The sequence below is a fragment of the Corynebacterium sp. NML130628 genome, assembly GCF_001875665.1.
Classification (GTDB): domain Bacteria; phylum Actinomycetota; class Actinomycetes; order Mycobacteriales; family Mycobacteriaceae; genus Corynebacterium.
The window spans coordinates 60,795-85,376 of record NZ_MLAL01000036.1 but is presented as its reverse complement, the minus strand read 5'-3'; the positions used below and the strand labels follow the sequence as shown (position 1 = coordinate 85,376).

23 protein-coding genes and 2 tRNA genes are annotated in these 24,582 nt (G+C 55.7%); 8 read left to right on the top strand and 17 right to left on the bottom strand.

Annotation, left to right across the window (positions count from 1 at the left end; translation table 11 throughout):
• Positions 1 to 25: 25 nt before the first annotated feature.
• The 7 genes from BJP07_RS09255 to BJP07_RS09225 all read right to left on the bottom strand — a co-directional run bounded on the left by BJP07_RS09255 (position 26) and on the right by BJP07_RS09225 (position 8,761).
• A complete protein-coding gene (locus BJP07_RS09255; protein ID WP_071567184.1) occupies positions 26 to 469 on the bottom strand; it encodes a universal stress protein in 444 nt (147 codons plus the stop codon).
• 108 nt (positions 470 to 577) lie between these two features.
• Positions 578 to 1,036, bottom strand: a complete 459-nt coding sequence (locus tag BJP07_RS09250) for a universal stress protein (RefSeq protein WP_071567183.1) — start codon at positions 1,034 to 1,036, stop codon at positions 578 to 580.
• A gap of 18 nt (positions 1,037 to 1,054) precedes the next feature.
• Positions 1,055 to 3,154 carry an excinuclease ABC subunit UvrB gene (gene uvrB, locus BJP07_RS09245; protein WP_071567182.1) on the bottom strand — a complete coding sequence of 700 codons (2,100 nt, stop codon included), beginning with the start codon at positions 3,152 to 3,154 and terminating at the stop codon, positions 1,055 to 1,057.
• 43 nt (positions 3,155 to 3,197) lie between these two features.
• Positions 3,198 to 3,800 (bottom strand): dephospho-CoA kinase, encoded by a 603-nt coding sequence (gene coaE, locus BJP07_RS09240; protein WP_071567181.1) that lies wholly within the window; start codon positions 3,798 to 3,800, stop codon positions 3,198 to 3,200.
• A gap of 68 nt (positions 3,801 to 3,868) precedes the next feature.
• A complete protein-coding gene (gene rpsA / locus BJP07_RS09235; protein ID WP_071567180.1) occupies positions 3,869 to 5,332 on the bottom strand; it encodes a 30S ribosomal protein S1 in 1,464 nt (487 codons plus the stop codon).
• A 644-nt stretch (positions 5,333 to 5,976) separates the two neighbouring features.
• Positions 5,977 to 8,646, bottom strand: coding sequence for a DNA polymerase I (polA, locus tag BJP07_RS09230; RefSeq protein ID WP_071567179.1), 2,670 nt, complete (start codon positions 8,644 to 8,646; stop codon positions 5,977 to 5,979).
• A gap of 41 nt (positions 8,647 to 8,687) precedes the next feature.
• A tRNA-Leu gene (locus tag BJP07_RS09225) sits at positions 8,688 to 8,761 on the bottom strand.
• Between the two features lie 143 nt (positions 8,762 to 8,904).
• Between BJP07_RS09225 and BJP07_RS09220 the strand changes: the two genes are divergently transcribed.
• The 3 genes from BJP07_RS09220 to BJP07_RS09210 all read left to right on the top strand — a co-directional run bounded on the left by BJP07_RS09220 (position 8,905) and on the right by BJP07_RS09210 (position 10,551).
• Positions 8,905 to 9,654: a sulfite exporter TauE/SafE family protein gene (locus BJP07_RS09220; protein ID WP_255365971.1), complete on the top strand. Its 750-nt coding sequence runs from the start codon at positions 8,905 to 8,907 to the stop codon at positions 9,652 to 9,654.
• A 142-nt stretch (positions 9,655 to 9,796) separates the two neighbouring features.
• Positions 9,797 to 10,195, top strand: coding sequence for a TetR/AcrR family transcriptional regulator (locus BJP07_RS09215; RefSeq protein WP_071567178.1), 399 nt, complete (start codon positions 9,797 to 9,799; stop codon positions 10,193 to 10,195).
• Complete coding sequence (locus BJP07_RS09210; RefSeq protein ID WP_071567177.1) at positions 10,192 to 10,551, top strand: hypothetical protein; 360 nt, start codon at positions 10,192 to 10,194, stop codon at positions 10,549 to 10,551. Before BJP07_RS09215 ends, BJP07_RS09210 begins: the two co-directional genes overlap by 4 nt.
• A 135-nt stretch (positions 10,552 to 10,686) precedes the next feature.
• Here the strand turns inward: BJP07_RS09210 and BJP07_RS09205 are convergent.
• The 3 genes from BJP07_RS09205 to BJP07_RS09195 all read right to left on the bottom strand — a co-directional run bounded on the left by BJP07_RS09205 (position 10,687) and on the right by BJP07_RS09195 (position 12,207).
• Positions 10,687 to 10,760: transfer RNA gene (locus BJP07_RS09205), tRNA-Leu, on the bottom strand.
• A 57-nt stretch (positions 10,761 to 10,817) separates the two neighbouring features.
• On the bottom strand, positions 10,818 to 11,075 hold the full coding sequence (locus tag BJP07_RS09200) for a HypC/HybG/HupF family hydrogenase formation chaperone (RefSeq protein WP_071567176.1): 258 nt from the start codon (positions 11,073 to 11,075) through the stop codon (positions 10,818 to 10,820).
• Positions 11,076 to 11,082: 7 nt separating this feature from the next.
• Positions 11,083 to 12,207, bottom strand: a complete 1,125-nt coding sequence (locus BJP07_RS09195; RefSeq protein ID WP_071567175.1) for a hypothetical protein — start codon at positions 12,205 to 12,207, stop codon at positions 11,083 to 11,085.
• A gap of 52 nt (positions 12,208 to 12,259) precedes the next feature.
• Between BJP07_RS09195 and BJP07_RS09190 the strand changes: the two genes are divergently transcribed.
• Positions 12,260 to 12,595 (top strand): hydrogenase maturation nickel metallochaperone HypA, encoded by a 336-nt coding sequence (locus BJP07_RS09190; protein ID WP_071567210.1) that lies wholly within the window; start codon positions 12,260 to 12,262, stop codon positions 12,593 to 12,595.
• On the opposite strand, the gene BJP07_RS09185 is transcribed toward BJP07_RS09190, so the two are convergent.
• The 6 genes from BJP07_RS09185 to BJP07_RS09160 all read right to left on the bottom strand — a co-directional run bounded on the left by BJP07_RS09185 (position 12,573) and on the right by BJP07_RS09160 (position 18,729).
• The gene (locus BJP07_RS09185) at positions 12,573 to 13,124 is read right to left on the bottom strand and encodes a HyaD/HybD family hydrogenase maturation endopeptidase (RefSeq protein ID WP_083584186.1); all 552 of its coding nucleotides are present in this window, start codon (positions 13,122 to 13,124) and stop codon (positions 12,573 to 12,575) included. The genes BJP07_RS09190 and BJP07_RS09185 overlap by 23 nt on opposite strands.
• Before the next feature lie 3 nt (positions 13,125 to 13,127).
• Positions 13,128 to 14,360 carry a Ni/Fe-hydrogenase, b-type cytochrome subunit gene (gene cybH, locus BJP07_RS09180; protein ID WP_083584185.1) on the bottom strand — a complete coding sequence of 411 codons (1,233 nt, stop codon included), beginning with the start codon at positions 14,358 to 14,360 and terminating at the stop codon, positions 13,128 to 13,130.
• A complete protein-coding gene (locus BJP07_RS09175; RefSeq protein WP_071567174.1) occupies positions 14,357 to 16,096 on the bottom strand; it encodes a nickel-dependent hydrogenase large subunit in 1,740 nt (579 codons plus the stop codon). Before BJP07_RS09175 ends, cybH begins: the two co-directional genes overlap by 4 nt.
• Before the next feature lie 38 nt (positions 16,097 to 16,134).
• Positions 16,135 to 17,379 carry a hydrogenase small subunit gene (locus BJP07_RS09170; protein ID WP_071567173.1) on the bottom strand — a complete coding sequence of 415 codons (1,245 nt, stop codon included), beginning with the start codon at positions 17,377 to 17,379 and terminating at the stop codon, positions 16,135 to 16,137.
• 169 nt (positions 17,380 to 17,548) lie between these two features.
• Positions 17,549 to 18,367 (bottom strand): hydrogenase nickel incorporation protein HypB, encoded by an 819-nt coding sequence (hypB, locus tag BJP07_RS09165; RefSeq protein WP_071567172.1) that lies wholly within the window; start codon positions 18,365 to 18,367, stop codon positions 17,549 to 17,551.
• A gap of 17 nt (positions 18,368 to 18,384) precedes the next feature.
• Entirely contained in the window at positions 18,385 to 18,729 is a 345-nt protein-coding gene (locus BJP07_RS09160; RefSeq protein ID WP_071567171.1) for a hydrogenase maturation nickel metallochaperone HypA, read from the bottom strand.
• Positions 18,730 to 18,776: 47 nt separating this feature from the next.
• On the opposite strand from BJP07_RS09160, the gene hypF reads away from it, so the two are divergent.
• The gene (gene hypF / locus BJP07_RS09155; RefSeq protein ID WP_071567170.1) at positions 18,777 to 21,077 is read left to right on the top strand and encodes a carbamoyltransferase HypF; all 2,301 of its coding nucleotides are present in this window, start codon (positions 18,777 to 18,779) and stop codon (positions 21,075 to 21,077) included.
• Positions 21,078 to 21,114: 37 nt separating this feature from the next.
• Here hypF and hypE read toward each other — a convergent pair whose 3' ends face one another.
• Positions 21,115 to 22,209 (bottom strand): hydrogenase expression/formation protein HypE, encoded by a 1,095-nt coding sequence (gene hypE / locus BJP07_RS09150; protein ID WP_071567169.1) that lies wholly within the window; start codon positions 22,207 to 22,209, stop codon positions 21,115 to 21,117.
• A gap of 215 nt (positions 22,210 to 22,424) precedes the next feature.
• Between hypE and BJP07_RS09145 the strand changes: the two genes are divergently transcribed.
• From BJP07_RS09145 to BJP07_RS09135, 3 genes are all read left to right on the top strand, one after another.
• On the top strand, positions 22,425 to 22,694 hold the full coding sequence (locus BJP07_RS09145; protein ID WP_071567168.1) for a HypC/HybG/HupF family hydrogenase formation chaperone: 270 nt from the start codon (positions 22,425 to 22,427) through the stop codon (positions 22,692 to 22,694).
• A gap of 27 nt (positions 22,695 to 22,721) precedes the next feature.
• Positions 22,722 to 23,861 carry a hydrogenase formation protein HypD gene (hypD, locus tag BJP07_RS09140; protein ID WP_071567167.1) on the top strand — a complete coding sequence of 380 codons (1,140 nt, stop codon included), beginning with the start codon at positions 22,722 to 22,724 and terminating at the stop codon, positions 23,859 to 23,861.
• Positions 23,862 to 23,948: 87 nt separating this feature from the next.
• Complete coding sequence (locus BJP07_RS09135) at positions 23,949 to 24,503, top strand: hypothetical protein (protein ID WP_071567166.1); 555 nt, start codon at positions 23,949 to 23,951, stop codon at positions 24,501 to 24,503.
• The last annotated feature ends 79 nt before the right edge of the window (positions 24,504 to 24,582 follow it).

Below are 24,582 nucleotides of genomic sequence, written 5' to 3'. Positions count from 1 at the left end.
GGCCGGAGGTTTTTGGGGATCAGTGTTAGCTGACGGTATGCACAATCATCACGTCGCAGTCTGATTGACGCGCAACATCTGCAGGAACAGACCCTAGTAGGCGGCCGGTCAGCGAGTTGATGCCGCGGTTACCCACCACCAACAGTTCCGCGTTGTTGTCACGGACAATCGCCATGAGTGCCTCTACTGGAGTACCCGGGCGTGTAGCTGTTTGTACATCCTTCGCCCCATGTTGGCGTGCATGCTCTGCCGCTGCTTCGAGGTTAGCCAGTGCGTCTTGGTCACCGAGGATAGTGACTGAGTCCTGACGTAGGCTCTTCGTCGCATCGGCTTCTGTTTCGTAATACGCGGTACCGATCACAAGGGTCGCGCCGAATACGGTCGCCATCTTCGCGGCGCGTTCGACTGCGAGCAAAGACGATTTGGACCCGTCGGATCCTACGACGATGGTCTTGTAGTAAGTGGCCATAGCTGTATTCTTGAGACCTTTCCTGGTTCAACTCTTGCTCGCTGGAATAGCGACGGCGCCAACGAGCACGGTCTAAATTATAGTACCTGGTTCTCGCTCAAAAGGGCGTTAGTCGTGCCCCTCAGCTCGCGTATCGACGAGCATGACGTCGACTGGAGCCTTCTTCGCCACGTTACCTGGGATGTTGCCGAAAATTCGACCGGCGAGCGAGCGCATTCCCTTATTGCCAACTACGAGGAGATCAACGCTGTATTCCTTGACGGATTCCAGCAAAACATTCGCAGGCTGACCGCCACTCGACACCAAATTAATCTCTGGCGCTTCTTCTTCAACGGCGATCGCCTTCGCGCGCCGCAAAATATCCTCGGCACCGGATTCCGTAACGATGTCGATCTTGCTGAGCTCCGCATTGGTCGCATTGAGCATCGAACCAGACGCTGTGTAATGCGCGCAGATCACGGTGAGTTTCGCGCCATAGACACGAGCAAGGCTCGCTGCAGCACGTACTGCAACAAGCGAAGTGGGTGAGCCGTCAGTGCCGACTGCAATCGACTTATAGGTATGCATAGATTCCTCGGACCTTTCTTAGTTGCCTGTATCTTTCATACCACGAAGTTCCTTGCGAAGATCAGCGATTTCATCGCGTAGTCTGCCGGCCAGCTCAAACTTGAGTTCTCGGGCTGCTGCACCCATCTGCTTAGTCAGGTCATCGATGAGAGCTTGTACCTGATCAGAGGCCATTGTCGACACGTCTGGTTTCTCCACCATTGCGGCGTCTGCTGCAACTCCATGCTTTTCTTCGTTGTCGGCGTTCTCATATACCTGATCCAGAATGTCAGCGATTTTCTTCCGCAGCGGCTGTGGATCGATCCCATGCTCTTTGTTGTACGCTAACTGAATTTCTCGACGCCGCTCCGTCTCACTAATGGCAGCCTCCATCGACTCCGTCATCTGGTCGGCATACATGATAACTTCACCAGAAACGTTTCGGGCTGCACGCCCAATTGTCTGAATCAGCGACTTCGTCGAACGCAAGAATCCTTCTTTGTCAGCGTCAAGTATGGCGACAAGGGATACCTCCGGAAGGTCAAGGCCCTCTCGGAGCAGGTTGATGCCGACGAGGACGTCGAACTCCCCAAGCCGCAATTGGCGGAGCAGTTCGACGCGCTGCAATGTATCAATATCAGAGTGGAGATAGCGCACTTTCACGCCATTATCCAGCAGGTAATCGGTGAGGTCTTCCGCCATGCGCTTTGTCAAGGTTGTAACCAGCACACGTTCGTTCTTCCCAACACGAACTCGAATTTCGTCAATCAGGTCATCAATCTGCCCCTTTGTCGGCTTCACAGTGACCTTTGGGTCGACCAATCCTGTCGGTCGAATCACCTGCTCGACGAACTCACCATGCGCTGCCTCAAGCTCGTAGTCGCCCGGCGTGGCCGACATGTACACGGTCTGCCCAACGCGAGCTTCGAACTCGTCGAAGGTGAGAGGGCGGTTATCGACGGCACTCGGCAACCGGAATCCGAATTCCACGAGGTTGCGTTTCCTCGACATGTCCCCCTCAAACATGCCACCGATTTGAGGGACAGTCACGTGGGACTCATCGATAATCGTGAGGAAGTCCTCCGGGAAGTAGTCGATAAGCGTCGCTGGCGCCGAACCTGCCTCACGGCCGTCCATGTGGCGAGAATAGTTCTCGATACCAGAGCAGAAACCAACTTGTTGGATCATCTCGAGGTCGTATTCGGTACGCATCCGAAGCCGCTGAGCTTCCAACAGCTTTCCGCGGTTCTCCAGGTCTTCAAGACGGTCTGCAAGCTCTTCCTTGATAGATTCGATCGCCTTTTCCATGCGCTCATCCGTAGCCACGTAGTGCGTCGCGGGAAAGATCCGCAACTCATCTTCTTGACTCAGTACATCCCCGGTCAGCGGGTGGATGTAGTACAGGCTGTCAATCTCATCCCCGAAAAACTCGACCCGGACGGCAACTTCTTCATACGCAGGAATGATATCTACGACATCGCCTTTTACTCGGAACGTTCCGCGTTTGAAGTCGATGTCGTTACGTTCATATTGGATATCCACGAGCAATCTGAGGAAGCGGTCACGCTCGACCTCTTCGCCAACGCGAAGCACAACCGACCGATCGAGGTAGGACTGAGGCGTACCCAGACCATAGATGCATGAAACCGAAGACACTACGACCACGTCACGGCGCGATAACAATGCAGACGTTGCTGAGTGCCGCAGTCGCTCTACATCATCATTAATCGAGGAGTCCTTTTCGATGTACGTATCCGTTTGAGCGATGTACGCCTCAGGCTGGTAATAGTCGTAATACGAGACAAAGTATTCAACCGCGTTATTTGGAAGCAGCTGTCGAAGCTCATTTGCCAGCTGCGCTGCGAGCGTCTTATTCGGAGCCATCACCAGTGTTGGTCGCTGCTGCTTCTCTATCAGCCATGCAGCCGTCGCTGACTTTCCCGTACCGGTGGCACCCATCAGCACGACGTCCTCTTCCCCACGGCTGAGGCGCTCATCAAGCTCGGTGATCGCCTTTGGCTGGTCACCAGAGGGCTCGAACTCTGAGACGACCTCGAATGGTTTCTCACGTCGCTCGATCTCGCCAACCGGCCTAAACTCCGAATGCGCCAGGACTGGGTGCTCTGCTGCAAATGCCATGCAGCTCAGTCTAATGACTCAGCGTAATTCCTCAATGTTGACATCAAAACAGGGAGCGCTCAATATGGGCCACAAGAGCATCGACTTGTGGAGAAAGCTCTGACAGAGGTCCGTTGTTGTCTATGACGTAATCTGCGGCCGCGAGTCGTTCGGCGTCGGTGATCTGTCGCGCTATGCGAGACCGGGCGTCTTCTTCCGTAAGACCTCGGAAATTCACCAGCCTTTTGACACGCTCTTCTTCATCCACGTCAACCACGACCGTGAAGTCCATCGCGCGGTGAAGACGGAGTTCAATGAGCAGTGGCATGTCGTACACCGCGACGTTCGCTCCAGCGGCTTCAGCAGCATCAAACTGGCGCATTGATTCTTTGCGTATCGCTGGGTGAGTAATCGCGTTAAGCTTCTGCGTTTGCGCCTCTGAACCGAATGCCCGTTGCGCCAGCAGCTTGCGGTTCAAAACGCCTGAAGCGTCCAGCAGGTCGTCACCGAAGACGGCAGCCACTTCCCTCAACGCAGCGCTACCCGGCTGCAAAATATCACGTGCAATGCGGTCTGCATCAACGATAACGAAGCCGTGGTCACGCAATAACGAAGCAACGGATGATTTTCCGCTGCCAATTCCGCCAGTGAGTCCTATTCTCAGCATGCGTCACATAATAGGCGAAAACCCCTTCCTGGGATTCCAGGAAGGGGTCGTCGATTAACTAGTAAAGACTAGTTGCCAGCGAGCTTGTCGCGAAGTGCTGCGAGCTGCTCATCAGATGCCAACGAGCCACCTGCGCTTGCGGTCTCTTCCGCTGCCGGAGCTGCAGCGTTGGACTGCGAGGAGTAGTTGGCCTGGTCGCCTGCCTGCTCTGCTGCCTCTGCGGCAGCAGCGCGATGGCGCTCGATCTGGGCGGTGTGTGCCTGGAAACGACGCTCTGCCTCGGCGTAGCGGGCCTCCCACTCCTGACGAGCCTCGTCGAAGCCCTCCATCCACTCGTTGGTCTCCGGATCGAAACCCTCTGGGAAGATGTAGTTGCCCTGCTCATCGTAGGAGTCAGCCATGCCGTAGCGGGACGGATCGAACTCTTCGTTGTAGTCCTCGTCGGCCTGCTTGAGCGACAGGGAGATACGGCGGCGGTCGAGATCGATGTCGATGACCTTGACCATGACCTCTTCACCGACGTTAACAACCTGGTCCGGGACCTCGACGTGGCGCTGTGCCAGCTCCGAGATGTGCACCAGGCCCTCGATGCCCTCTTCGACGCGAACGAACGCACCGAATGGGACGAGCTTGGTGACCTTGCCCGGAACGATCTGACCAACAGCGTGGGTACGTGCGAACACGCGCCATGGGTCCTCCTGGGTCGCCTTCAGCGACAGGGACACGCGCTCACGATCCAGATCGACGTCGAGAACCTCAACGGTGACCTCGTCACCAACGGTGACAACCTCAGATGGGTGGTCAATGTGCTTCCAAGACAGCTCGGAAACGTGAACCAGGCCGTCTACGCCACCAAGGTCCACGAAGGCACCGAAGTTGACGATGGAGGAAACGACACCCTTGCGGACCTGACCCTTCTGCAGCTGGTGCAGGAAGTCGGAACGAACAGCGGACTGCGTCTCTTCGAGGTAAGCACGACGGGACAGGACCACGTTGTTGCGGTGCTTGTCGAGCTCGATAATCTTCGCTTCGAGCTCCTGCCCGATGTATGGATCCAGGTCACGTACGCGACGCATCTCAACGAGAGACGCCGGCAGGAAGCCGCGGAGACCGATGTCGAGGATGAGACCACCCTTGACAACCTCGATGACCGTACCAGTGACTGGCTCGTCGTTCTTCTGCAGCTCCTCGATGGTGCCCCAAGCGCGCTCGTACTGAGCACGCTTCTTGGAGAGCAGGAGGCGCCCTTCCTTGTCCTCCTTGGTAAGGACAAGCGCGTCGATCTCGTCGCCAACCTGGACAACCTCGTCCGGGTCAACGTCGTGCTTGATCGAAAGCTCGCGGGTAGGGATTACACCCTCAGTCTTGTAGCCAATGTCAAGGAGAACCTCATCGTGATCAACCTTGACTACGGTGCCGGAGACGATGTCACCATCATTGAAGTACTTGATGGTTGCGTCTACAGCGGCGAGAAATTCCTCAGGTCCGCCGATATCGTTAATTGCGACCTGTGGTGCGTTGGATGTGCGCATAAGTTAAATGTGCTCCGAAATAGAAATAGGAGATCGTATTTGGACAGGGGCATATCATCTCTTCCATACAGTGAAAGATCCCGCAATATAAGCTCGCCATGCCCTCCTATTACGACACCACGTACTTTATTGCCCAGATATGCTTGTGCAAGAATATCGCCTTTGGCCAGCTCACGCAAATACCAACTTCCAAACAAACCCCTCATGGGCGCCACCGGGGAAGCAGCTTAAGTAGCGTCACAACGATGAACTTAGAACACGGCAAGTCGGCCCCAAGCCAACCCTCGCGCCAACTATTTCCATATCCGCAGGTCAAATGAACTTAACCTCAGCCATCACCCCATAAATTAGTCATTCTTTCGTTTGCTGTAGTCCATTTTTTGGCATTTCTCTTACGCTACACACAGACGTCTGTTAGTGTTTTCATTGCCACGAACAAGGCGCAGCAGCGAAGGATCCGGCCAATCTGGAGCTGTGAAACCTCGCGAGGTAAACCGTGGCACCGCTTCTCGGGGGAACTCGGGGGAAGAAGCGGGTATATGGGGGATCGGTAGTCCCAGACGAATTGAGTAGGAGGCTCTGGGGCTACCGCCGAGGCTATAGAGCGGAATCATGGGGGCCGCTCTATAGCCTCACCCCTTCCCCTAGTGGCCAGCATCCTGCCAATTATCCCCGTATCCCGTAGAGACCTCAAGGGGCACGCTCAACTCGATAGCCCGATCCATTTCCTGCTCGATGATCTCACGCACCTTTGTAAGCTCACCAGGAGCGACTTCGACCACCAACTCATCATGGACCTGCAGTAGCACGCGGGATTCGTATCCAGCTAGCGCCCGGTCAACGTGAATCATCGCAACCTTGATGATATCCGCAGCCGTGCCCTGAATAGGAGCATTCAATGCTGCTCGTTCAGCATTCTCTCGTGCGACGCGGTTGTCATTGTTGAGTTCAGGCAGATAGCGGCGCCGCCCAAACACAGTAGCGGTGTAGCCGTCCTTTCGGGCTTTATCTACAACCGAATCCAAGTAGTGTTTGACCCCGCCGAAACGGCGGAAGTAGCTTTCCATGATTTCCTTGGCTTCGCCCGGCGAAATTGAAAGCTGCGAGGCTAGGCCGTATGCGGAAAGGCCGTAAACCAAACCATACGACATCGCCTTGACCCTACGGCGAAGCTCCGGCGTCACAGCATCGATAGCGACGTCAAAAACTTGGGAGCCAACATAGTTATGCAGGTCCTCTCCGTCCTTGTATGCGGAGATAAGGCCCTCATCCCCAGACAAGTGCGCCATCACTCGCATCTCAATCTGCGAGTAGTCAGCGGTCAGCAGATACTCGTACTCCCTACCAACCGTGAATGCCGCTCGAATCTTTTGGCCTGTCTCTGTGCGGACAGGAATATTCTGGAGGTTTGGATCAGTGGAACTCAGACGGCCCGTTGAGGTGACGGTTTGGTTAAACGTCGTGTGAATTCGGCCATCGCTGTGCACAGATTTAATAAGGCCCTCGATCGTGGACTTCATCTTCTGGTACTCACGGTGTGCAAGAAGATAGTCGAGGAACGGATGCGGATTCTTCTCCGCAAGCGCCTCGATTTCTTTAGCGGCCGTCGAGTAGCCAGTCTTTGTCTTTTTTGTTTTCGGAAGGTCGAGTTTCTCGAAAAGAACGACGGAAAGCTGCTTCGGGCTTGAGAGGTTGAGATCGGGCTCGTCGACAAGCGTGCGTGCCTCCCCTTCCACCTGTGCAACCTTGTCAGTGAATTCTTTACGGAGCTCCTCAAGTGCACTGACATCAATCGCTACACCGGTGTCTTCCATTCGAGCCAAAATCGGCACGAGCGGCAGTTCCAGGTCGGCGTATAGTGCGTACGAGTCGATTTCGCTAAGCTCCTGAGCCAGATGTTCCGCGAGTTCCAGCACAGCTACAGCTGCATCAACCTGAGAAGTCTGATCCAGCAAACTCAGTTGCTCCTGCCCCACCTCCAGCTGGCGCTGTAAGTGGCGCTGGTACACGTCTGCTAGCGCGTAGGTCCGCTGGCCCGGACGAAGCAAATAAGCAGCGATCGCGGTGTCATGTGCTATTTCCGCCAGCGTGATGCCTATGCCCCGCAACATGTGGTACATCGCTTTTCCATTGTGGAGGTACTTGGGGTCATCTGACTCCAGCCAGTCTTTCAGCGCCGCATCCTCTTCAGAGGTTAACTCGGCTGTTTCGCGTTGGATGCCGTGTCGCTGCTTATCGACGATCCCAATCGCCGTCGCATCGCCGTTTGCCGGAGTGGGATTGCCATCCACGTATAGCGCCAAACCTTGCCCCCTACGTGCAGCAATCCAGGAATCCAACGGTTCCTCGTCAATCACAACGTCTGGAAGCTCCACAGGCAGATCTTCTTCGACGTCTCCCTCTGTCGGAAGTGCAGCTAGCACACGCTCGCGCAGGTTCGTGCCAAACTCTAAGGAATCAAAACGCTTTGCAATGGCTCCGATATCTACGGTACGTAACTCTAAATCTGCAGGAGTAACAGGCAGCTCCACGTCAGTAACCATCTGCGTCAGTTCACGATTCAGCTGCACCTGCTCAATACGGTCTCGGAAGTTTTGCCCGGCGACTCCCTTGATTTCATCCGCGTGATCAACAAGTTCCGCAAGTGAACCGTATTGCGTAATCCACTTTGTCGCTGTCTTCTCCCCAACCTTCGGAACCGAAGGGAGGTTATCAGACGGGTCTCCTCGAAGTGCAGCAAAGTCGGGGTATTGTGCGGGGGTCAGCCCGTACTTCTCTACAACCTTGTCCGGGGTAAATCGTGTCATCGTCGAGACACCCCGCATCGGATACAACAACGTCGTGGAGTCATCTACCAGCTGTAGGTAGTCACGGTCACCCGAAACCAGGACTATTTCGAAGTCTTGTTCTTTACGAGCTTGGTGAACCAGTGTCGCCACAATGTCGTCGGCTTCAAAATTCTCTTTCGACAAACTGATGATTCCGAGGTCCTCGAGGCACTCCTCAATCAGCGGGACCTGCCCCTTAAACTCAGGCGGAGTAGATTCGCGCTGGGCTTTATACTCCGGAAAGCGCTCCGTTCGAAACGTCTTGCGCCCAACATCGAAGGCGACACCAATATGCGTTGGTGCTTCCTGCGCCACAACGTTAGCGAACATCGACAAGAAGCCGTACACCGCGTTGGTTGTTTGTCCTCCGGTCGTCGAAAAGTTTTCAGCAGGCAGAGCATAAAACGCTCGAAATGCCATGGAATGTCCGTCAATGAGCAATAACCGTTTCTTCACGGCACCTAGTGTAGACGTACGCCCCGACATGACGACTCAAACAAGAAAACCCGGCTCGTGGCCGGGTGTTGTGCCCCAGGTGAGACTCGAACTCACACTGGACGGGTTTTGAATCCGTTGCCTCTGCCAATTGGGCTACTGGGGCAATGTCGGAAAGTATATCGCAGGCAGGCGCTCGAGCGTGAATCGCACCTTGATATCGCCTAAATCGCGAGGTCACTGCAAGTATCCACGATTTGTCAGGTAGGGTAATGAGCGCTGTACGAGCAGCAGACGCAGGAGGGCGCAGTGACAACAGTTTTGATCGGGATCTTCCTGGCTGTATTCGCTGGAGCTGCTCTACAGCGAATTTCAGGAATGGGCCTCGGCCTTATCGCGGCACCCGCGTTATCTGTCCTCCTCGGACCAGTCTCTGGCGTGTTGATGGTCAACGTACTCGCCACCGTCAACGCGATAGCCAACACCTATTCCATGCGCGGGCAAGTGGACTGGAAACGTTTCGCCCCTATCGCTGGAGCTCTTGTTTTGGGAGCCGTACCCGGAGCGTTCCTCATTCGCGCCGTTTCAACCAGCTTACTTCTGATCATTGTTGGTGTTCTATTGTTGATCGCGCTCGGTACGGTGACATTGGGAAAACGCTACGTACCGAATATTGAAGGCACCGTACCTTCCATTATCGCAGGTGCAGTAGGTGGTTTCATGAACACGCTGGCAGGTGTGGCTGGCCCATCAATCACCGTGTACGCCCACGCGGCGCGCTGGCCCAAGGAAATCTACGCGGCTACACTCCAGCCAATCTTCCTGGTCAGTGGCGCCCTCTCTTTCGCCATTAAGGAAATCACTGGTGCAGCAAACCTCTCCGCGGTTACTCCTGAGACGTGGGTGGTTGGCATTGTTGCGATGGTGTTGGGCATCGTCGTTGGTACCCGTGTGGCACCACGAGTGCCGGTACAACTGGGGTACCAAATCGCACTCACTCTGGCGGTGTTCGGCGGGTTCACCGCGCTCGTACGCGGGCTGCTTGGCCCAGGAGCGTAGCCCACAAACCAATGCAATTGCGCGCTGGAGCCCGAGCCGCACAGCCCCCCATTTACTTCCTACCCTAAGCACCACAATCACTAAGCTGACATGCGGTAAGACTTTCTCCGAGTTATGGACATTTCATTCCAGAACGATTAGTATGAAAGACATGGGTAGGCCACGAGAGTTTAATGAAGATGAAGTAGTTCGTAAGGCGATAGAGCTTTTTGGCAAACAGGGATTCACAGCACTGTCTGTTGACACAACCCTTTCGCACCTTGGATTAAATCGTTCAAGCTTCTACAAGATTTTCGGCTCCAAGCACGGCCTTCTGAAAACCGCGTTGGAGGCAGTATGCCAAGGCGCGAAGACCGGCGAAGTGACACGCGAAGCCAAGAGCCTCGTCGTAGTCACGCTCGTGGAAGTAGCACCCATAAGCCAAGAACTACGCCCCCTCATCCTCGAAGCAAACTCTCTTTGCTTCGAGGGAGACCCTGCGGCACTTGGAGAGCACCTGCTAGACCGCGCAAGCGGTACACCCAAAGGAGAAACACGATGAGAAACAACAATCTCAAGTTCACCGACGCAGCCCTCGTCGTTGAACCACTTGGACTGGACAAGATTTGGTCACTCAAAGGATCCATCGACATCCCATGGCAACATGTACGTGGAGCCACGCACGACCCGGGCATGAAAAACGAGCCCAAGGGATTTCGCTTTCCTGGATTAAGGATGGGAGAAAAGCTGGCGGGAACGTTCCACTCAAATGGTGAAAAACTGTTTTGGAATGTCAGCGGATTCGAAAACACAGTTGTTATCGAGACAAAAGACGAGGAATTCGACCGTCTGGTCGTCACAGTTGATAACCCTGTAACAGCCGTCGAACGCATCAACGGTCTGGCCTCAGCAAAGTAGGACTATTAGCGGATGCATAACAAGGGAAAAATATTCGCTAACTGTTGAAAGAGACGCGGTGGAGGGATTGAAGGCAGCCGCATCTAGGCGAGTACGGGGTCGGGGTCGGAGAAAAGATTCCGACCCCGCTCATTGTGCCCCAGGTGAGACTCGAACTCACACTGGACGGGTTTTGAATCCGTTGCCTCTGCCAATTGGGCTACTAGGGCGTGCCTGCTCAATATAGCGCACAGCACAGCCAGAATAACAATCGGGCGCCGTTGACGTCAGCGCGGGACAGTACCAGGTTGGTTTGGCAAAAGGTCAAACTCATCAATCGCTTCAAACGACGCCCGGGCGTCATCCTCCGAGATAACGTCCATCGCGAACCCATTTTGGATGAGTACCCACTGCCCCACCTCAGCGTCTGGCAAGTATGCGAAGCAACACGGGCGTTTCTCGCCTTTTACATCAATAGCCCCCATTGGCATTGGGCTTGACAGGTCGCCAGTGCTGAGCACTTTCGCTGGAACTCCAAGGCACATCGCTGATTCATTTCCTTTCAATGTTGATGTTCATGGCACCCTCCGGTGCTGAGGTGCACGGCAGGCAAGGGTCTGCGCTACGGATGGCTTCCTCCATCTCGGCGGGAGTCGACGCCTGTGTCAGCATCCGAGCAAGCCATCCTTCATTTTGCGCAGTGGGACTCAAGATCTGGCAATCGACAAGATTGCCATCTTCCACAGTGTATCGATGCACCAGCAAGCCTCGAGGACCGTCAACGATGCCCGTTGCGGTGCCATCGCGCAGTGAATTGTCGACGTCAACCGGCTTCGCCAACAGATCCGGATCCTGCAACAGCTGCTCGATGTCGTCCAATACCGACCTCACGAGCGCAAACTGGGCATCGCGCGCGCTCAGATGAGGGAAACGCGCAACTGGGCCTACCCGGTAGTCGCGCCAATGGCCGTCGATAAACACCTGGGGCCGCGGAGTAATGGACCCGGGGTGTTGCTCTCGAACGTGGTCATAGAAATCGTGGGCTGGAAACAGGTGAAGATCGCCCCCATAACGTGCAGCGATAAAGCCGCCGAGGGGATCTACTGTGCCGTCGGCATTACAGGCGAAGAGGTCGGCAAGCTCCGACGGCTTCTGTTCCACAGACTCAACCGGTTGGGACGGCAAGAGGCCACGGATCGTCGAAACGCCCTTGGCTGCACTCTTGACCGCATCAACATCTGCGTGAATGTGCACTCCCCCGGGAACCGCAACGTCAGGAAAATGCCCCGGGCAACCGGCAGCACGTAGCACCAGCTTCGCAAACTTGCGCAGCTCTAACCCGTGATCAGGCAGCAGGCGTGGTGCGAGGGTGTCGATCACTGAACCTGCATGGAGGAGACGTCGGAGCTGTGTCGCCTGCGTGCTCATCGAATGGCGCGGTTTAACAAGTTGGTCAAGCGCTCGCATCCCCGCCAAATGGTGTGTCACCGGGCACAGCCCGCAAAGACGCGTCACGATAGTTGGTACTTCGCTCGCAGGCTTACCCAACAGCAGCTTGTCTACACGCGGCACGCCGGCGATATCGAAGCGTGCAGTGCGCTCATCTCCCTCACCTTCGACAATGACTGTCGCAGCAAGTGGATCGATGACTGCGTCAAGAAATAATTTCTCTGACATGTTCAATGCTCCTTACTCGCTTTGCCCGCACCAAATGAACATAATGGGGGGTATGCATGAATTGAGTCTACTTCGCGGGGTAATCGATGCGGTCAACGAGTCAGTCCCCGACCGCAATGTCCTCGCAATAGGAATGAAAGTAGGTACCCGATCCGGGGTTGATGTCTACGCCCTTCGACAAGCATGGGACCTGGCCCGTGTCGACACAACCTGCGAAACCGCTCGGCTCGACCTCGACATCATCCCTGCTGCTGTCTGGTGCCCCCAGTGCGAAGACACCGTCGAGATCGACGAATACTTCGCGCTCCGTTGCCCGAAATGCGACACCCCCACCGCTGATTTGCGTGGGGGTGACGAATTCCAAGTTACTTGGGTTGATGTTGAGTAGCGTCAGACGTCCACTGTTCGAGCAACTGACGAGCTCGCTGCACTGCTTCCGGTATCGCAGCTTTAATCTCATCGCTGAGCGACGTCCTGAACTCGACGTCGCGAGCGGTGATACCCACGACCGCCACGTTCGCGGGTTCCTGTCCTGTGAGACGAGCTGCGCTTAGCAGATCCAGAAGCCCAACCTGGTGCGGCGACAACTGCTGCTGCAAGAGGCGGGGTATTTGGTCCCCAATCAGAACCTCCACGTCACCCGGCTGTCCTTGCTTAAGCCCATCGAGCACCAACAGGTAGTCGGCGTCCTGCACCATAGGCAAGATCTCCATCCCCGATGTTCCACCGTAAATGAAGTTCACGCCCGGAACTGGCTCCGCTTCAAGTTCTCGAAGAATAGCCAGGCCGACTGCGTCGTCTGCCATAATCTCGTTTCCAATACCGATGACGTTAATGGTGACTCCCTCAAGGGTCACTAACTCGCGCGTCGGTACAGGGACATCTGGCGCAGGGCGCACTTTTCTCGTGACTGTCATGCCTTACTCGACCTCAGGACCGTCAACCGGCTTCGTGCCCTGTGGCAACCAAACACCACCGTTAATCATCGCAGACAGACCGCCGTGACGCTCGGTCGCATCAGCGCGGAACACAAGGTAGACATGCAAGATAACGAATGCCCAAATGATGAACATGATGAGCGCGTGGACCAGACGGAAGTACGGAATACCGATCCACTCCACAGGTGCAGACATCAGCCGCCAGAACCAGCTTTCCTGCTTAGCTAGGCCGAAGAGTGCGAGACCAGAGTAAATCTGCACCATACACAGAGCGTAAATCCCCGTGTACGCGGTCTGCTGCAGACCGTTGTGCCCAACACGTGGCGGTGGCTCATTGGTGAGGAGCAGATAGTACTTCGTCTGTTCCCACATCAACTTGAGGTCATCCTGACTTCGCACCGGCCAGAGCGCCCGCCACTTCATTTGTCGTGTCTGGGCGAAAACCATGATGGCAAGCCGCCAGATAGACAGCGCGATCCAAGCAAAGGCAGCAACGAAGTGAATCAGACGATTCCAGCCCATGAGCATTCCTGCATCATGTGCGTTCGAAGGACCGAAGAAAGGATCCATGATGAAGTAGCCCGTAATCGTCATAATGATGATCAGCAGCATGTTAATCCAGTGCTGCCAACGTAGAGCGACCGGCCACATCTCGATACGGGTGTAGCCACCCTTAGACACCGGGCGAGGACGAACATGGTCGCCAATACCGAAGGCTATGTAGCCCTTCAGAACAAACTCACCCGTGGTGTCACCATCTACTGGCGCCACGGCGACGCCCATGCAACGGTTGCCGAACTTCGAAACCGTGTCGACGTTTTGCATCATCGTCTTCATCTCATGCTTATCCCATGCAGATGCTTGGATTACTGATGCAAGGTCGCCGCGCATGACCGCTACGTCTTTGCGCTCCCCGAGCAGCTTTGCGTTACGCACAACCGAGAGCGAGTACTTTCGACTCGGCGTCGCAGGGCTAAAGCTTTCCACGGTGCCATATACATAGTCCGGGTCAACGGCACGCAGCAAAGCTTGGTCTACTGGATCAGGAGAGTTCGCGGGCTGCGAAGATGCTAAGCGCAACAGGGTCTCAGCACCGATGTCATCAATCGGACGAGATTCTGTGACGCTCAACACCAAGTTCTTGTCCGGTGTGATCTTGCGCGTGGCCGGTGTATTCTCCGAGCCCACAGATGCACGATTTAGCTGGGTGCTCATTGGGTAATCACCTTCACAAGTTCATTACCTTCTGTGTCCAGCAGGTGGACTGCACAGGACATACAAGGGTCAAACGAGTGGATCGTACGAAGCACCTCGAGCGGTTCTTCTGGGTTCGCAAGCGGGTGCTTACCGTTCGCCAGCGACTCCTCGTATGGGCCCATCTTCCCTTCAGGGTCACGGCCACCCGCCAGCCAAGTGGTCGGGACGACAGCTTGGTACCGCTCCGTCTTTCCATCCTTGATCTGGGTCCAGTGGCTGAGGGATCCGCGGGCCACTTCCATCATGCAGAAGCCTTCGGCTTCCTTTGGCCAGGTTGATGGCTCCCACTTGCTCGAGTCGAAAACATCGTAGTCGCGCTTGCGCAGTCCTTCGATGAACTCAGGCAGCAACACGTTGGACATTGCCTCAGAGGTTGTTACTGCTTCCAGAGCGCGTGCCAGTGTGCGACCACCTGTCGAGTTGAGCTGCTCGAGCTTAATGTCAAGCTTCTTGAGCGCATCATCAACGAGACGCTTCGTGCTTGGTTCGTTCTGTGCATACGCGAGAAGGATACGAGCAATCGGGCCAACCTGGATAACATGGCCGTCGTAACGTGGTGCCTTCGACCAGGTGTATTCGTCATTATCGCCGAGCCACTTGTACGGCAGCTTCGGCCCGGTGTAATCAGCGATGGTGTCGCCCTCAAATGGGTGCTTGCCCTCGTTCTTGTCTTCTTGCGCAAACCATGCGGAAGAAACATATTCCTTGAACAAGTCTGGATTGAGCTCGTGCACCTTGGAGTAGTCGCCGTTCAGGAGAACACCTGAAGTGATATCCGTGTGGGTGTACCCCATAGTGCGCTCCATATGGTCGCCGCGAACCGTTGCGCCGGCCATACCGACTGCAAGGAAGTTCGGGGCTGCAGCGCCGATATCGAAGTAGTCCTTGTAGACGCCCATGATCGCCATCGCGTCAGGCAAGTACACACCGTTGATGAACTCGTGGATCTCTGCGACCCAATTCTTGATCTGATCAATAGAAACCTGGTTGACCGTCTCGGACTTATCCTGATCGATCGTGCAGGCCATGCCACCTACCAGGAAGTTCGGGTGCGGGTTCTTACCACCAAAAACGGTGTTGATGCGGATAATGGAACGCTGGAACTGCAGCGCGTCAAGATAGTGCGAGACCGCCATCAAGTTCGCCTCTGGGGGCAGACGATAGTCCTCGTGGTCCCAGTACCCACCGGTGAAGATAGACAGCTGACCAGAGTCAAGAACAGAGTTCAGTGTGTCCTTGACTTGCTGGAACTTGTCAACAGAGTTCAGCTTCCACTTCGAACCAATGGACTTAGCAAACTCGACTGCCTTCTCCGGGTCTGCCTTTGCAGCGGAGACGACGTTTACCCAATCCAGGGCGTGCAGGTGGTAGAAGTGCACAACGTGGTCGTGGATCTCCTGACTTGTCAGGACGAGGTCACGGATAAGCTGCGCTTGCTTCGGGATGTGGCTTCCGATTGCGTCTTCGACAGCGACGACACTCGCAAGGGAGTGCACGCCGGTGCACACACCGCAAATACGGCCAACGAAGGCCCATACGTCGCGAGGGTCTCGACCCTCTACAATCTTTTCGATACCACGAAACATCGTGGTTTCACTCCATGCATTCGTGATGGTGCCGTCTTCGACTTCCATCTCCATGCGGAGGTGACCCTCAATACGCGTCAGCGGGTCTACAACAACTCTTTCAGCCATTTTTAGTTGCTATTCCTTTCAATCGTCGTGAACGCCGCTTACGCGGAAGGGTTGGTCGGCTTGTGATGTCTATCAGCATCTGTGCTCGTTGCAAATGCCTGATCGCCATCTGCCATGAGCGCGGAAATATCTCCCGGCTCATCCTCCTCACCGAAGGCCGCGAGAGGCTGCACCTCACCGCTCTTACGGCGGATGCCGACCTCCTTGACAACACTCAGCGCGCCGTGGACTGCAGTACCAGCCGCTGCGACACCGATCAGGCCGAGGCCAATCTTGCCCGCGGAGGCCTCCTGTCCGAATGCACGAACGTTCGGCAGTTCCTCATAGAACGGCGTGAACCGATCAAAGAAGTGCTTTTCCGTACAACCAATGCAGGGGTGGCCTGCACCGATCGGCCAACCAGACTTGAGGTTCCACTGAATAATCGGGCACGGCGAGAAGGTCGACGGGCCCTTGCAGCCCACCTCGTAGAGGCACCAGCCGTTACGAGCACCTTCGTCGTCAAATGTGCGCACGAACTGGCCAGCGTCGAAGTGTGGACGCTTCGGGCAGGAATCGTGAATGCGCTGATCGTATGCGAAGAGGGGACGCCCTTCCCCATCAACCTTTGGTGGCTCACCATGTGTGAGCAGATAGGTAATGGTCGCAGTAATCACTTCGCCGATTGGCGGGCAGCCAGCTACGTTGATGACAGGCTTGTCCTTAATGATCTCGTCGACACCCACAGCTCCGGTTGGGTTTGGGCGTGCCGCCTGTACGGAGCCATAGACTGCGCAGGCGCCGACGGAGAGAATGACGGTTGCGTTTTCTGCCGCTTCACGAAGGACCTGCTCGGCACTCTTGCCACCGATCTGGCAGTATGCGCCGCCTGCGCCAGTTGGAACGGAGCCGTTCACCACCAAAATGTGCGGTTCCTTGTTCATCTCTTCCAATGCCTGCTCAGCAGCGTGGCCGGAGGCGGCCATCACAAGCTCGTTGTAGTTCATCGACAGTTGGTTGAGCACCAAATCCTCAACCGTAGAGGAACCAGAGCGAAGCACCGACTCCATGCAACCGGTGCACTCCTGTAGCTGAAGCCAAGCAACCATGGGCTTCTTGACGTCACCAAGTGCCTCGGCAATTACTTCTGTCTCTTCAGCGTTTGCGCGTGAGGCAAGCGGCGCGCCCACTGCAAACACCGCAGCCATAGAGCTGCACATCTTCAGAAAGTCTCGACGCTTCACCCCCTTCTTCGACAGGTTTTCCCAAAGTGTTCCACTCTGCCAAGTGTCTTGTAGAAGCATCGATTATTTCCCTCTCATGCGAGGGCCATGTGCCGGGGTCTACTCCGGCCCATACCCCTCAAATGAACGTGTACAGATTCCTTCAGCGGTAAAGCTACATGCTTAACGCATCTATAGGGCCAGGGTATCAAGACATGAATGTAATTCCGGTTTTGAGGAGATAGCAGGGCTAGAAATCTACCCCCGATTGAGAGATGAGCCACTCATTCCACTCATCCAACCCCTCCTCCGTTGTAGTTGAAGTAAGGATTACCTTCACACCTGGATTTACCTTTTCAAGGTTTTTCCTGAATAGGTCAAGATCGAAATTCAGATAAGGGAGCAGGTCAACCTTGTTTACGACAACCACCTCTACGCTCCTAAACATCACTGGGTACTTCAGCGGTTTATCTTCCCCCTCGGTAACTGAGGCAACCATTACCTTATGATGTTCGCCAACTTCAAACTCGGCCGGGCACACCAGGTTGCCAACGTTCTCAATCAGCACCATGTCGATCTCATCGAGTTTTAGCCCTTTGAGCGCGTGTGCAACCATCGGCGCATCGAGGTGGCACTCGCCGCCGAACCCGTTACCCGTATTCAGGAGGCTGACCTGGGCGCCTAGATTCTCCAGACGTTCCGCGTCAATGGCCGTTTCGATGTCTCCCTCTACGATGCCGAAGCGAATCTTGTCCGCGAGCGTTTCCAGAGTTTTACGCAGCAACGTCGTTTTACCTGCCCCAGGTGAACTCATGACGTTTACACAGACGACGCCGTGCTCTTCGAAAGCAGAACGGTTCGCAGCGGCTTTTACGTCATTCTCGGTGAAAATGTCTTCGAGCACCGCAATGCGTTCACGGCCGGTGTCGTACCCTGTGTGATCTCCGTGTTCAGAGTGCTCGGAGTCCGCTCCCACGTGCAGGTGGTCGTGGTCGTGATGGTGTGTGTGATCATGCGAGTGATCGTGGCTGTGAACCGTCCCATCATCGTGGCGATGAAAACGTCCCATTCTTTTAAATCTCCTTCTCAGTTGTCAGATGTCACATCAATGTCTACGACTGCGAATTCCTCGCCCGCGATTACAGACGTCGGGGCGTCGCATTCGTAGCATCGGACATCAAGGTACTCGTTTGGATCCAGCGTCCTTTGGTGGCCGTTTGAGCACTTGATTTTGGCGGGCACCCAATCAATCTTTAGATCTGAGTGCTCCATGGTGCTTCCCTTTGTCACGAATCCCCATGCGTATTCGAGGGATTCTGGCACTACTTGCCGCAGCGCACCGATCTCGAGATGCACCGACAAGACAGTCCGCCCGCCCGACGCACGCTGAACTGCTGACGCTAATTGATGACTCAATGCAACTTCATGCACAGCCCCTAGCCTAGGCGATTATTCAAGAAGTTTGTAGAGTATGCAGCATGGGAGCACAAAGCAGCAGAGTCCACATCTTTCTTGAGGGCATTGTTCAAGGCGTCGGAATGCGCCCGCATGTTGCGCGGGTGGCCCGGCGCTTCGGGCTCACCGGATTTGTAGGAAACAACGAGCGCGGTGTGTTCATCGAGTTCCAAGGCGCCGCGTCAACGCTTCGCCAAGCACAAGAGGCGCTTATCGACGAGCTTCCGCCCCTCGCACACATCTTGGACATCCAAACGTCATCGCTTTCTCCAGTACCGGGCGAGGAATCGTTTCGGATCGTTGCTTCTACCCATGTGGAGGGCGAAAAGACCCTCATTTCCCCAGACATGACTACCTGTGACGCCTGTTTGGCAGACATCGATGACAAAAATAACCGGCGTTACCATTACCCGTTCACGACCTGCACTCACTGCGGCCCTCGACTTTCCATCATCGAGTCGCTTCCCTATGACCGCGCGACAACGACCATGCGGGAATTCCCCATGTGCTCCCAGTGTGAGACGGAGTACACGAACCCGGATGATCGACGCTTTCACGCCCAGCCGATTAGTTGTCCGCACTGTGGACCCACGGTGTGGTGCACGGACTCCAACGGCGCATCCCTCGTCGAAACACGCACAAATGAGCTCGTAGTAGATGTGGCTAAGTTCGACGAGCTCGTGCATACGGTACGCAGCGCGTGGGACTCCGGCGCAATCGTGGCTGTCAAAGGGATTGGCGGGTTTCATCTGATGTGTTCGGCTGAAGACGAAGTTGCCGTCGAAAAGCTCCGCAAGCGCAAGCACCGACCTGACAAACCGCTTGCTGTCCTGGTGCCTGACCTCGACGCGGCCAAGACCATTGCGGTGTTGAACCAAGAGGCCGAGGGGCTTTTAACCTCAGCGTCGCACCCGATTGTGTCCGTCCCGCTTCGCGAGCATTCACTTTGCGAGGGGATCGCACCTGGCTTGCAGGAAGTAGGTCTCATGCTTCCTTACTCGCCTCTCCACCATTTGCTCGTTGATAGGCCGGTGGTTGCGACCTCTGGCAATCTGAGCGGGGAGCCGCTGTGCGTCACCAACGACGATGCACTCCGTAAGCTCTCGCACCTAGCAGATATGTTTGTGCTTCACGATCGCGAGATTTACGTGCCTGTAGAAGACTCCGTCTACGTTGATACGACGCTGGTTCGACGGTCACGAGGACTAGCCCCGGTCCCGCTGTTGCTACGTACCGAAACGCAGCCAACGGTCCTGGCAGTCGGTGGCGAGTTAAAAAATACGGCAACCTTAGCTGTCGGGCGGTACGCGCACATGTCCTCGCACGTGGGCGATATGGGCTCACTCGATGCGCAACGACACTTCGAGCGAATGGTCGATCAGCTTTGTTCAATGCAGGGAGCTCGTCCGGACATCGTTGTCTGCGATATGCACCCCGGTTACCAAACATCGGCGTGGGCACAGCGCTTCGCTCACCACCATGACGTGGAGCTCATCGAGGTCCAGCATCACCACGCTCACGCTCTTTCGCTGTTGACGGAGCATCAAGAATTGTCAACACCAGCCACAATCGCGGCGCTCGATGGCACAGGTTACGGAACCGACGGCACAATATGGGGTGGCGAAATCCTTCACCTCACCGCCGATGGAGAAGCCGAACGACGCTGGCACCTCCCACCATTTTCGCTCGTGGGAGGCGACAAAGCGGTGCGCAACCCGTGGCGAATCGCACGCGGCCTCACACACGACTGGCAACTCGAAAGTCTCTCTCCCCCCACCGAAGTCGATCAGGCTGAGCTCCAACTAGTCGACTCCCAACTCAACAGCAGTTTCGGAACAACGACTACGACCTCGATGGGGCGAGTCTTCGACGCCTTCGCGTCCATCCTTCAAGTCCGTCAATCGGTGAGCTACGAGGCGCAGGCCGCGATGGAGCTTGAAGCATTGGCAAGCACCTCACCGCTTTCACAAGCGGCGGCTATCAGTACAGCCGATACGCTCAGCACGTTCCCTCGACTTGCGCAGTGGGCCGTCAATTCAATGCGGGATGGTTCGTATCCACGCGCAGACATCGCTCGGATCGTCCATGCTGCAATGGCGACGTTGATCGCCGGTGCGCTTATCGACGCCGCCAACGCCTCAGCAACCGAGGTCGTCGGTATCACGGGCGGGTGCGCTGTGAACCGCATCCTCATGGCCGACATACTGCATGTCCTGCAGTGCGAAAGCCCCGCTCTGCGAGTGCTCACTCACCAGAAAGTGCCCGCGACCGACGGCGGGTTAAGTCTCGGCCAGGCTGCAGCAGGGAGGCTGTGGGCGCAGTAGCGCCATGGTACAGAACCTTGCCCGCACCCGAGATCAGTTAACAGATTCGTGGAAGGGGATCCCCTACCAACTTGTCGACCATGCGGGTACCGCCAAAGCCGGTCACAAGCACCACAGCCGCAGCCGGTTCCTCAACAATCGTCCCCACAACTGCTGCCCCTTCGGCACCAGCGGCATGGAGCGCAGCGACCGCTTGCTCCGCCTGATCCTCCGGCACAACGGCCGTGAACGTCCCCTCGTTTGCGACGTACAGGGGATCAATCCCCAGCATGTCACAAGCGGCACGTGTCATCGGCTGCACAGGGATCTTCTCGTCGTGCAGCGCGACTCCGTAGCCGGTTGTCTCCGCAAGTTCATTCATGACAGTAGCCAAGCCACCACGAGTGGCATCGCGCATCCAGCGAGTATTGGGGGCGTCGGCAAGTAGTGCTCGAACAAGGCTTGCTACCTCCCGCGAATCCGACTCGATCGGCGCCTCGATGGCGAGGTCACCGCGAGCCATCATCACCGCCATCCCGTGATCCGCGATTGGCCCGGAAACGATAATCCGGTCACCAGGCTTGACTTGAGTGAAGCCAAGCTCCCTCCCCGCGGGCACGACTCCGATTCCGGCCGTGTTGATATAAATCTTGTCTCCCGCCCCCTTCGGGACCACTTTTGTATCGCCCGTGGCGATCTGTACACCGGCCCGCTCAGCTGCGTCGCGAAGGTCCTGCGCGATCCGGCGAAGCGTCGCTACCTCAAGCCCTTCCTCAAGGATGAAGCCCACCGAAATATATTTCGGCTCCGCACCACCGACTGCCAGATCGTTTACCGTGCCGTTTACTGCAAGATCTGCAATAGATCCACCTGGAAACTCAATTGGATTTACCACGTAGCTATCGGTCGTGAACGCCAACGTGCCGCCTTCAAGGTCCAAGTTCAACAGCGTTGCGTCTTCGCCCTGGGAAAGCAGATCGTTGCCATACTCGTCGAAAAACACCTGTTCCAGCAATGTCGCGCTCGCCTTGCCGCCGGCACCGTGCGCAAGCGTGACATATTCGTCCTTCAGTCGACCGCCACGACGGCGTACCCGAGCGATGTTGTCGTTGACTTTGGTCTCATCAACATTGAGGCGATTCTTAGGCTGCACAACACTTTCCTTTTCTTCTTTCGCAACTAGCCATCACATGGAATTGCTACGAATAGTTCCGAGTGTGGATTCTACCGTTGCCACCTCAGTTTGGGGTGCTCGCATCCCCGAAAGGAGATCACGTTTAGAAAAGCACGAAGGATAGGCGATAATGTAGAACGGAATAAACACGAAAATGTGTGACATTAATCCGAGTGATGGAAGGCTCTGTATTTATGTGTTTGGGAGTTCCAGCGCAGGTTGTCGAAATTAAAGACCCTACCCGCGCCACAGTGAGCATTTCGGGTGTAACCCGTGCGATCTCAACCGACCTTCTCGTTGAAGAAGGCCTCGAAGTCGGTGAATGGGTACTCGTACACGTCGGTTTTGCACTTTCAAAAATTGATGAGAACGAAGCTGCAACGACGCTGCAACAAATTCAACAACTCGGCGCGAACACGTTTGAGGACGAACTCGACTCTTTTACGACTTCAAGAATCGATTAAGCACCCGTTCCGAAGAAAGGACTCCACATGAAATTCGTTGATGAGTTTCGTGACCCGGCTGCAGCCCGCCAGCTGATTGCAACTATTGAGGAACAAGCGAAGCTCCTCGAACGCCCGATTAAACTCATGGAGATTTGCGGCGGGCACACGCACACAATTTACCGCTATGGTCTCGAGAACCTGCTCCCTGACACAATTGACCTCGTCCATGGTCCGGGTTGCCCCGTCTGTGTCATCCCGATGGGCAGAGTCGATGACGCACTCTGGTTAGCAAACCAGCCTGACGTTATCTTGACGACATTCGGCGACATGATGCGTGTGCCCGGTTCCGAAGAGTCGCTGTTGCAAGCTCGCGCACGTGGGTGCGACGTCCGCTTCGTCTACTCCCCTCTCGACTCGCTCAAGATCGCCGAGGAGAATCCAGACAAGCACGTCATCTTCTTCGCGATTGGCTTTGAGACGACGACACCATCGACCGCAGTAACGTTAACCGCAGCTAAGCAGCGAGACATTCCTAACTTTTCTGTCTTTTCTAACCACGTCACCATCGAGCCGCCACTGCGCGCAATCGCCAACGGTGGCGTCACCGAAGTAGACGGCTTCATCGGCCCAGGGCACGTAGCTACTGTGGTTGGCACGAAAGCGTTCGACTTCCTCGCAAAAGAATTCAACCGCCCAGTCTCCGTCTGCGGGTTTGAGCCACTGGATATCCTCCAGGGCGTTGCGCAACTTCTGGAGCAATTTACGTCTGGCGAGATTGCCGCAGGTAAGGCCCGCGTCCAGAACCAGTACGCTCGCGTCGTGCGCCCGGAGGGGAACCCTTCTGCGCAGGCACTGCTGGATCGCGTCTTCGACATCCGTGACGAGTTTGAGTGGCGTGGTCTTGGGGTGCTTCCGCATTCCGGGATGGCAATTTCGGAGGAGTTTGCCAAATGGGATGCCGAGCGAATCTTCGATGTGCCAGGGAACCGAGTCGAAGACCCCGCCGCGTGCGAATGTGGATCGGTGCTCACCGGACACATCAAACCGTGGCAGTGCAAAGTCTTCGGCACAGCGTGCACTCCGGATACCCCGATTGGCACCTGCATGGTTTCGCCTGAAGGCGCCTGTGCCGCATATTACAACTTTGGGAGAATTGACAAGATCACAACTTCTTCCCTCTCCTAACACCGCATACCCCCAGGCCATCGTGGTCTGGGGGTGAATTTCTGCAAACTGTTCGCATGAAGGTGCACGAATGGGTATTATTCACTCATGCGCAAACGTATCACGGCCGCTTTGATCGCGGCTTCCCTCATTACAACGGCTCCGACAGGAAGCCCGTCCGCACTCGCGGAAACCGCAGCGCCTAACGCCCCAACGAAGAGTTCTTCAGGCACCGACGAGGCTACCGGCAAAGACTCCACCGACTCCAAAGGCGAGAAGTCGAGCTTCTTGGATCAAGATCCTGAAAACGATCCTCTCTACATTCCGCCCGAGAAGAATCCTGTGCAGAAGATCTCCAGCTCGGAACTATTCCTGAAGTGGACGGATGGCATGGCAGAAGGCGACGGAAAGGATGTTGTCCAGGGATGGGCGAAGGGGTCGTCGATACCAAGTACCGCAAACCCCGTTGAATGGACTAAGGCTGAAATTCAGGGTTCCTCGAATATGGTTCGCGGGTTATTCACCGGAGATTTCGCTCAAAGTTCGCAGGGGTCAAGCCAGGCAACTGCTCCAGTTCTCCTCGGAATCTTGAGCGTGTTTCTCATTGGACAGACGGTAGAGCTCATCATGCGTGGGCTTCGCACGCCTCCAACCATGCGCTAGAAACAACCCTATAAACAAGGTCGAAAAATAATGAACCAAAACAAACGCTTCGGCAAGGCAGCGAAGGCTGTCAGCGCGT

Excerpts from the sequence above, each read along its gene's own strand:
- BJP07_RS09255 (WP_071567184.1), bottom strand. The coding sequence starts at position 469 with ATGGCCACTTACTACAAGACCATCGTCGTAGGATCCGACGGGTCCAAA.
- BJP07_RS09250 (WP_071567183.1), bottom strand. The coding sequence starts at position 1,036 with ATGCATACCTATAAGTCGATTGCAGTCGGCACTGACGGCTCACCCACT.
- uvrB (WP_071567182.1), bottom strand. The coding sequence starts at position 3,154 with ATGGCATTTGCAGCAGAGCACCCAGTCCTGGCGCATTCGGAGTTTAGG.
- coaE (WP_071567181.1), bottom strand. The coding sequence starts at position 3,800 with ATGCTGAGAATAGGACTCACTGGCGGAATTGGCAGCGGAAAATCATCC.
- rpsA (WP_071567180.1), bottom strand. The coding sequence starts at position 5,332 with ATGCGCACATCCAACGCACCACAGGTCGCAATTAACGATATCGGCGGA.
- polA (WP_071567179.1), bottom strand. The coding sequence starts at position 8,646 with ATGTCGGGGCGTACGTCTACACTAGGTGCCGTGAAGAAACGGTTATTG.
- BJP07_RS09215 (WP_071567178.1), top strand. The coding sequence starts at position 9,797 with ATGAAAGACATGGGTAGGCCACGAGAGTTTAATGAAGATGAAGTAGTT.
- BJP07_RS09210 (WP_071567177.1), top strand. The coding sequence starts at position 10,192 with ATGAGAAACAACAATCTCAAGTTCACCGACGCAGCCCTCGTCGTTGAA.
- BJP07_RS09200 (WP_071567176.1), bottom strand. The coding sequence starts at position 11,075 with ATGTGCCTTGGAGTTCCAGCGAAAGTGCTCAGCACTGGCGACCTGTCA.
- BJP07_RS09195 (WP_071567175.1), bottom strand. The coding sequence starts at position 12,207 with ATGTCAGAGAAATTATTTCTTGACGCAGTCATCGATCCACTTGCTGCG.
- BJP07_RS09190 (WP_071567210.1), top strand. The coding sequence starts at position 12,260 with ATGCATGAATTGAGTCTACTTCGCGGGGTAATCGATGCGGTCAACGAG.
- BJP07_RS09185 (WP_083584186.1), bottom strand. The coding sequence starts at position 13,124 with ATGACAGTCACGAGAAAAGTGCGCCCTGCGCCAGATGTCCCTGTACCG.
- cybH (WP_083584185.1), bottom strand. The coding sequence starts at position 14,360 with ATGAGCACCCAGCTAAATCGTGCATCTGTGGGCTCGGAGAATACACCG.
- BJP07_RS09175 (WP_071567174.1), bottom strand. The coding sequence starts at position 16,096 with ATGGCTGAAAGAGTTGTTGTAGACCCGCTGACGCGTATTGAGGGTCAC.
- BJP07_RS09170 (WP_071567173.1), bottom strand. The coding sequence starts at position 17,379 with ATGCTTCTACAAGACACTTGGCAGAGTGGAACACTTTGGGAAAACCTG.
- hypB (WP_071567172.1), bottom strand. The coding sequence starts at position 18,367 with ATGGGACGTTTTCATCGCCACGATGATGGGACGGTTCACAGCCACGAT.
- hypF (WP_071567170.1), top strand. The coding sequence starts at position 18,777 with ATGGGAGCACAAAGCAGCAGAGTCCACATCTTTCTTGAGGGCATTGTT.
- BJP07_RS09145 (WP_071567168.1), top strand. The coding sequence starts at position 22,425 with ATGTGTTTGGGAGTTCCAGCGCAGGTTGTCGAAATTAAAGACCCTACC.
- hypD (WP_071567167.1), top strand. The coding sequence starts at position 22,722 with ATGAAATTCGTTGATGAGTTTCGTGACCCGGCTGCAGCCCGCCAGCTG.
- BJP07_RS09135 (WP_071567166.1), top strand. The coding sequence starts at position 23,949 with ATGCGCAAACGTATCACGGCCGCTTTGATCGCGGCTTCCCTCATTACA.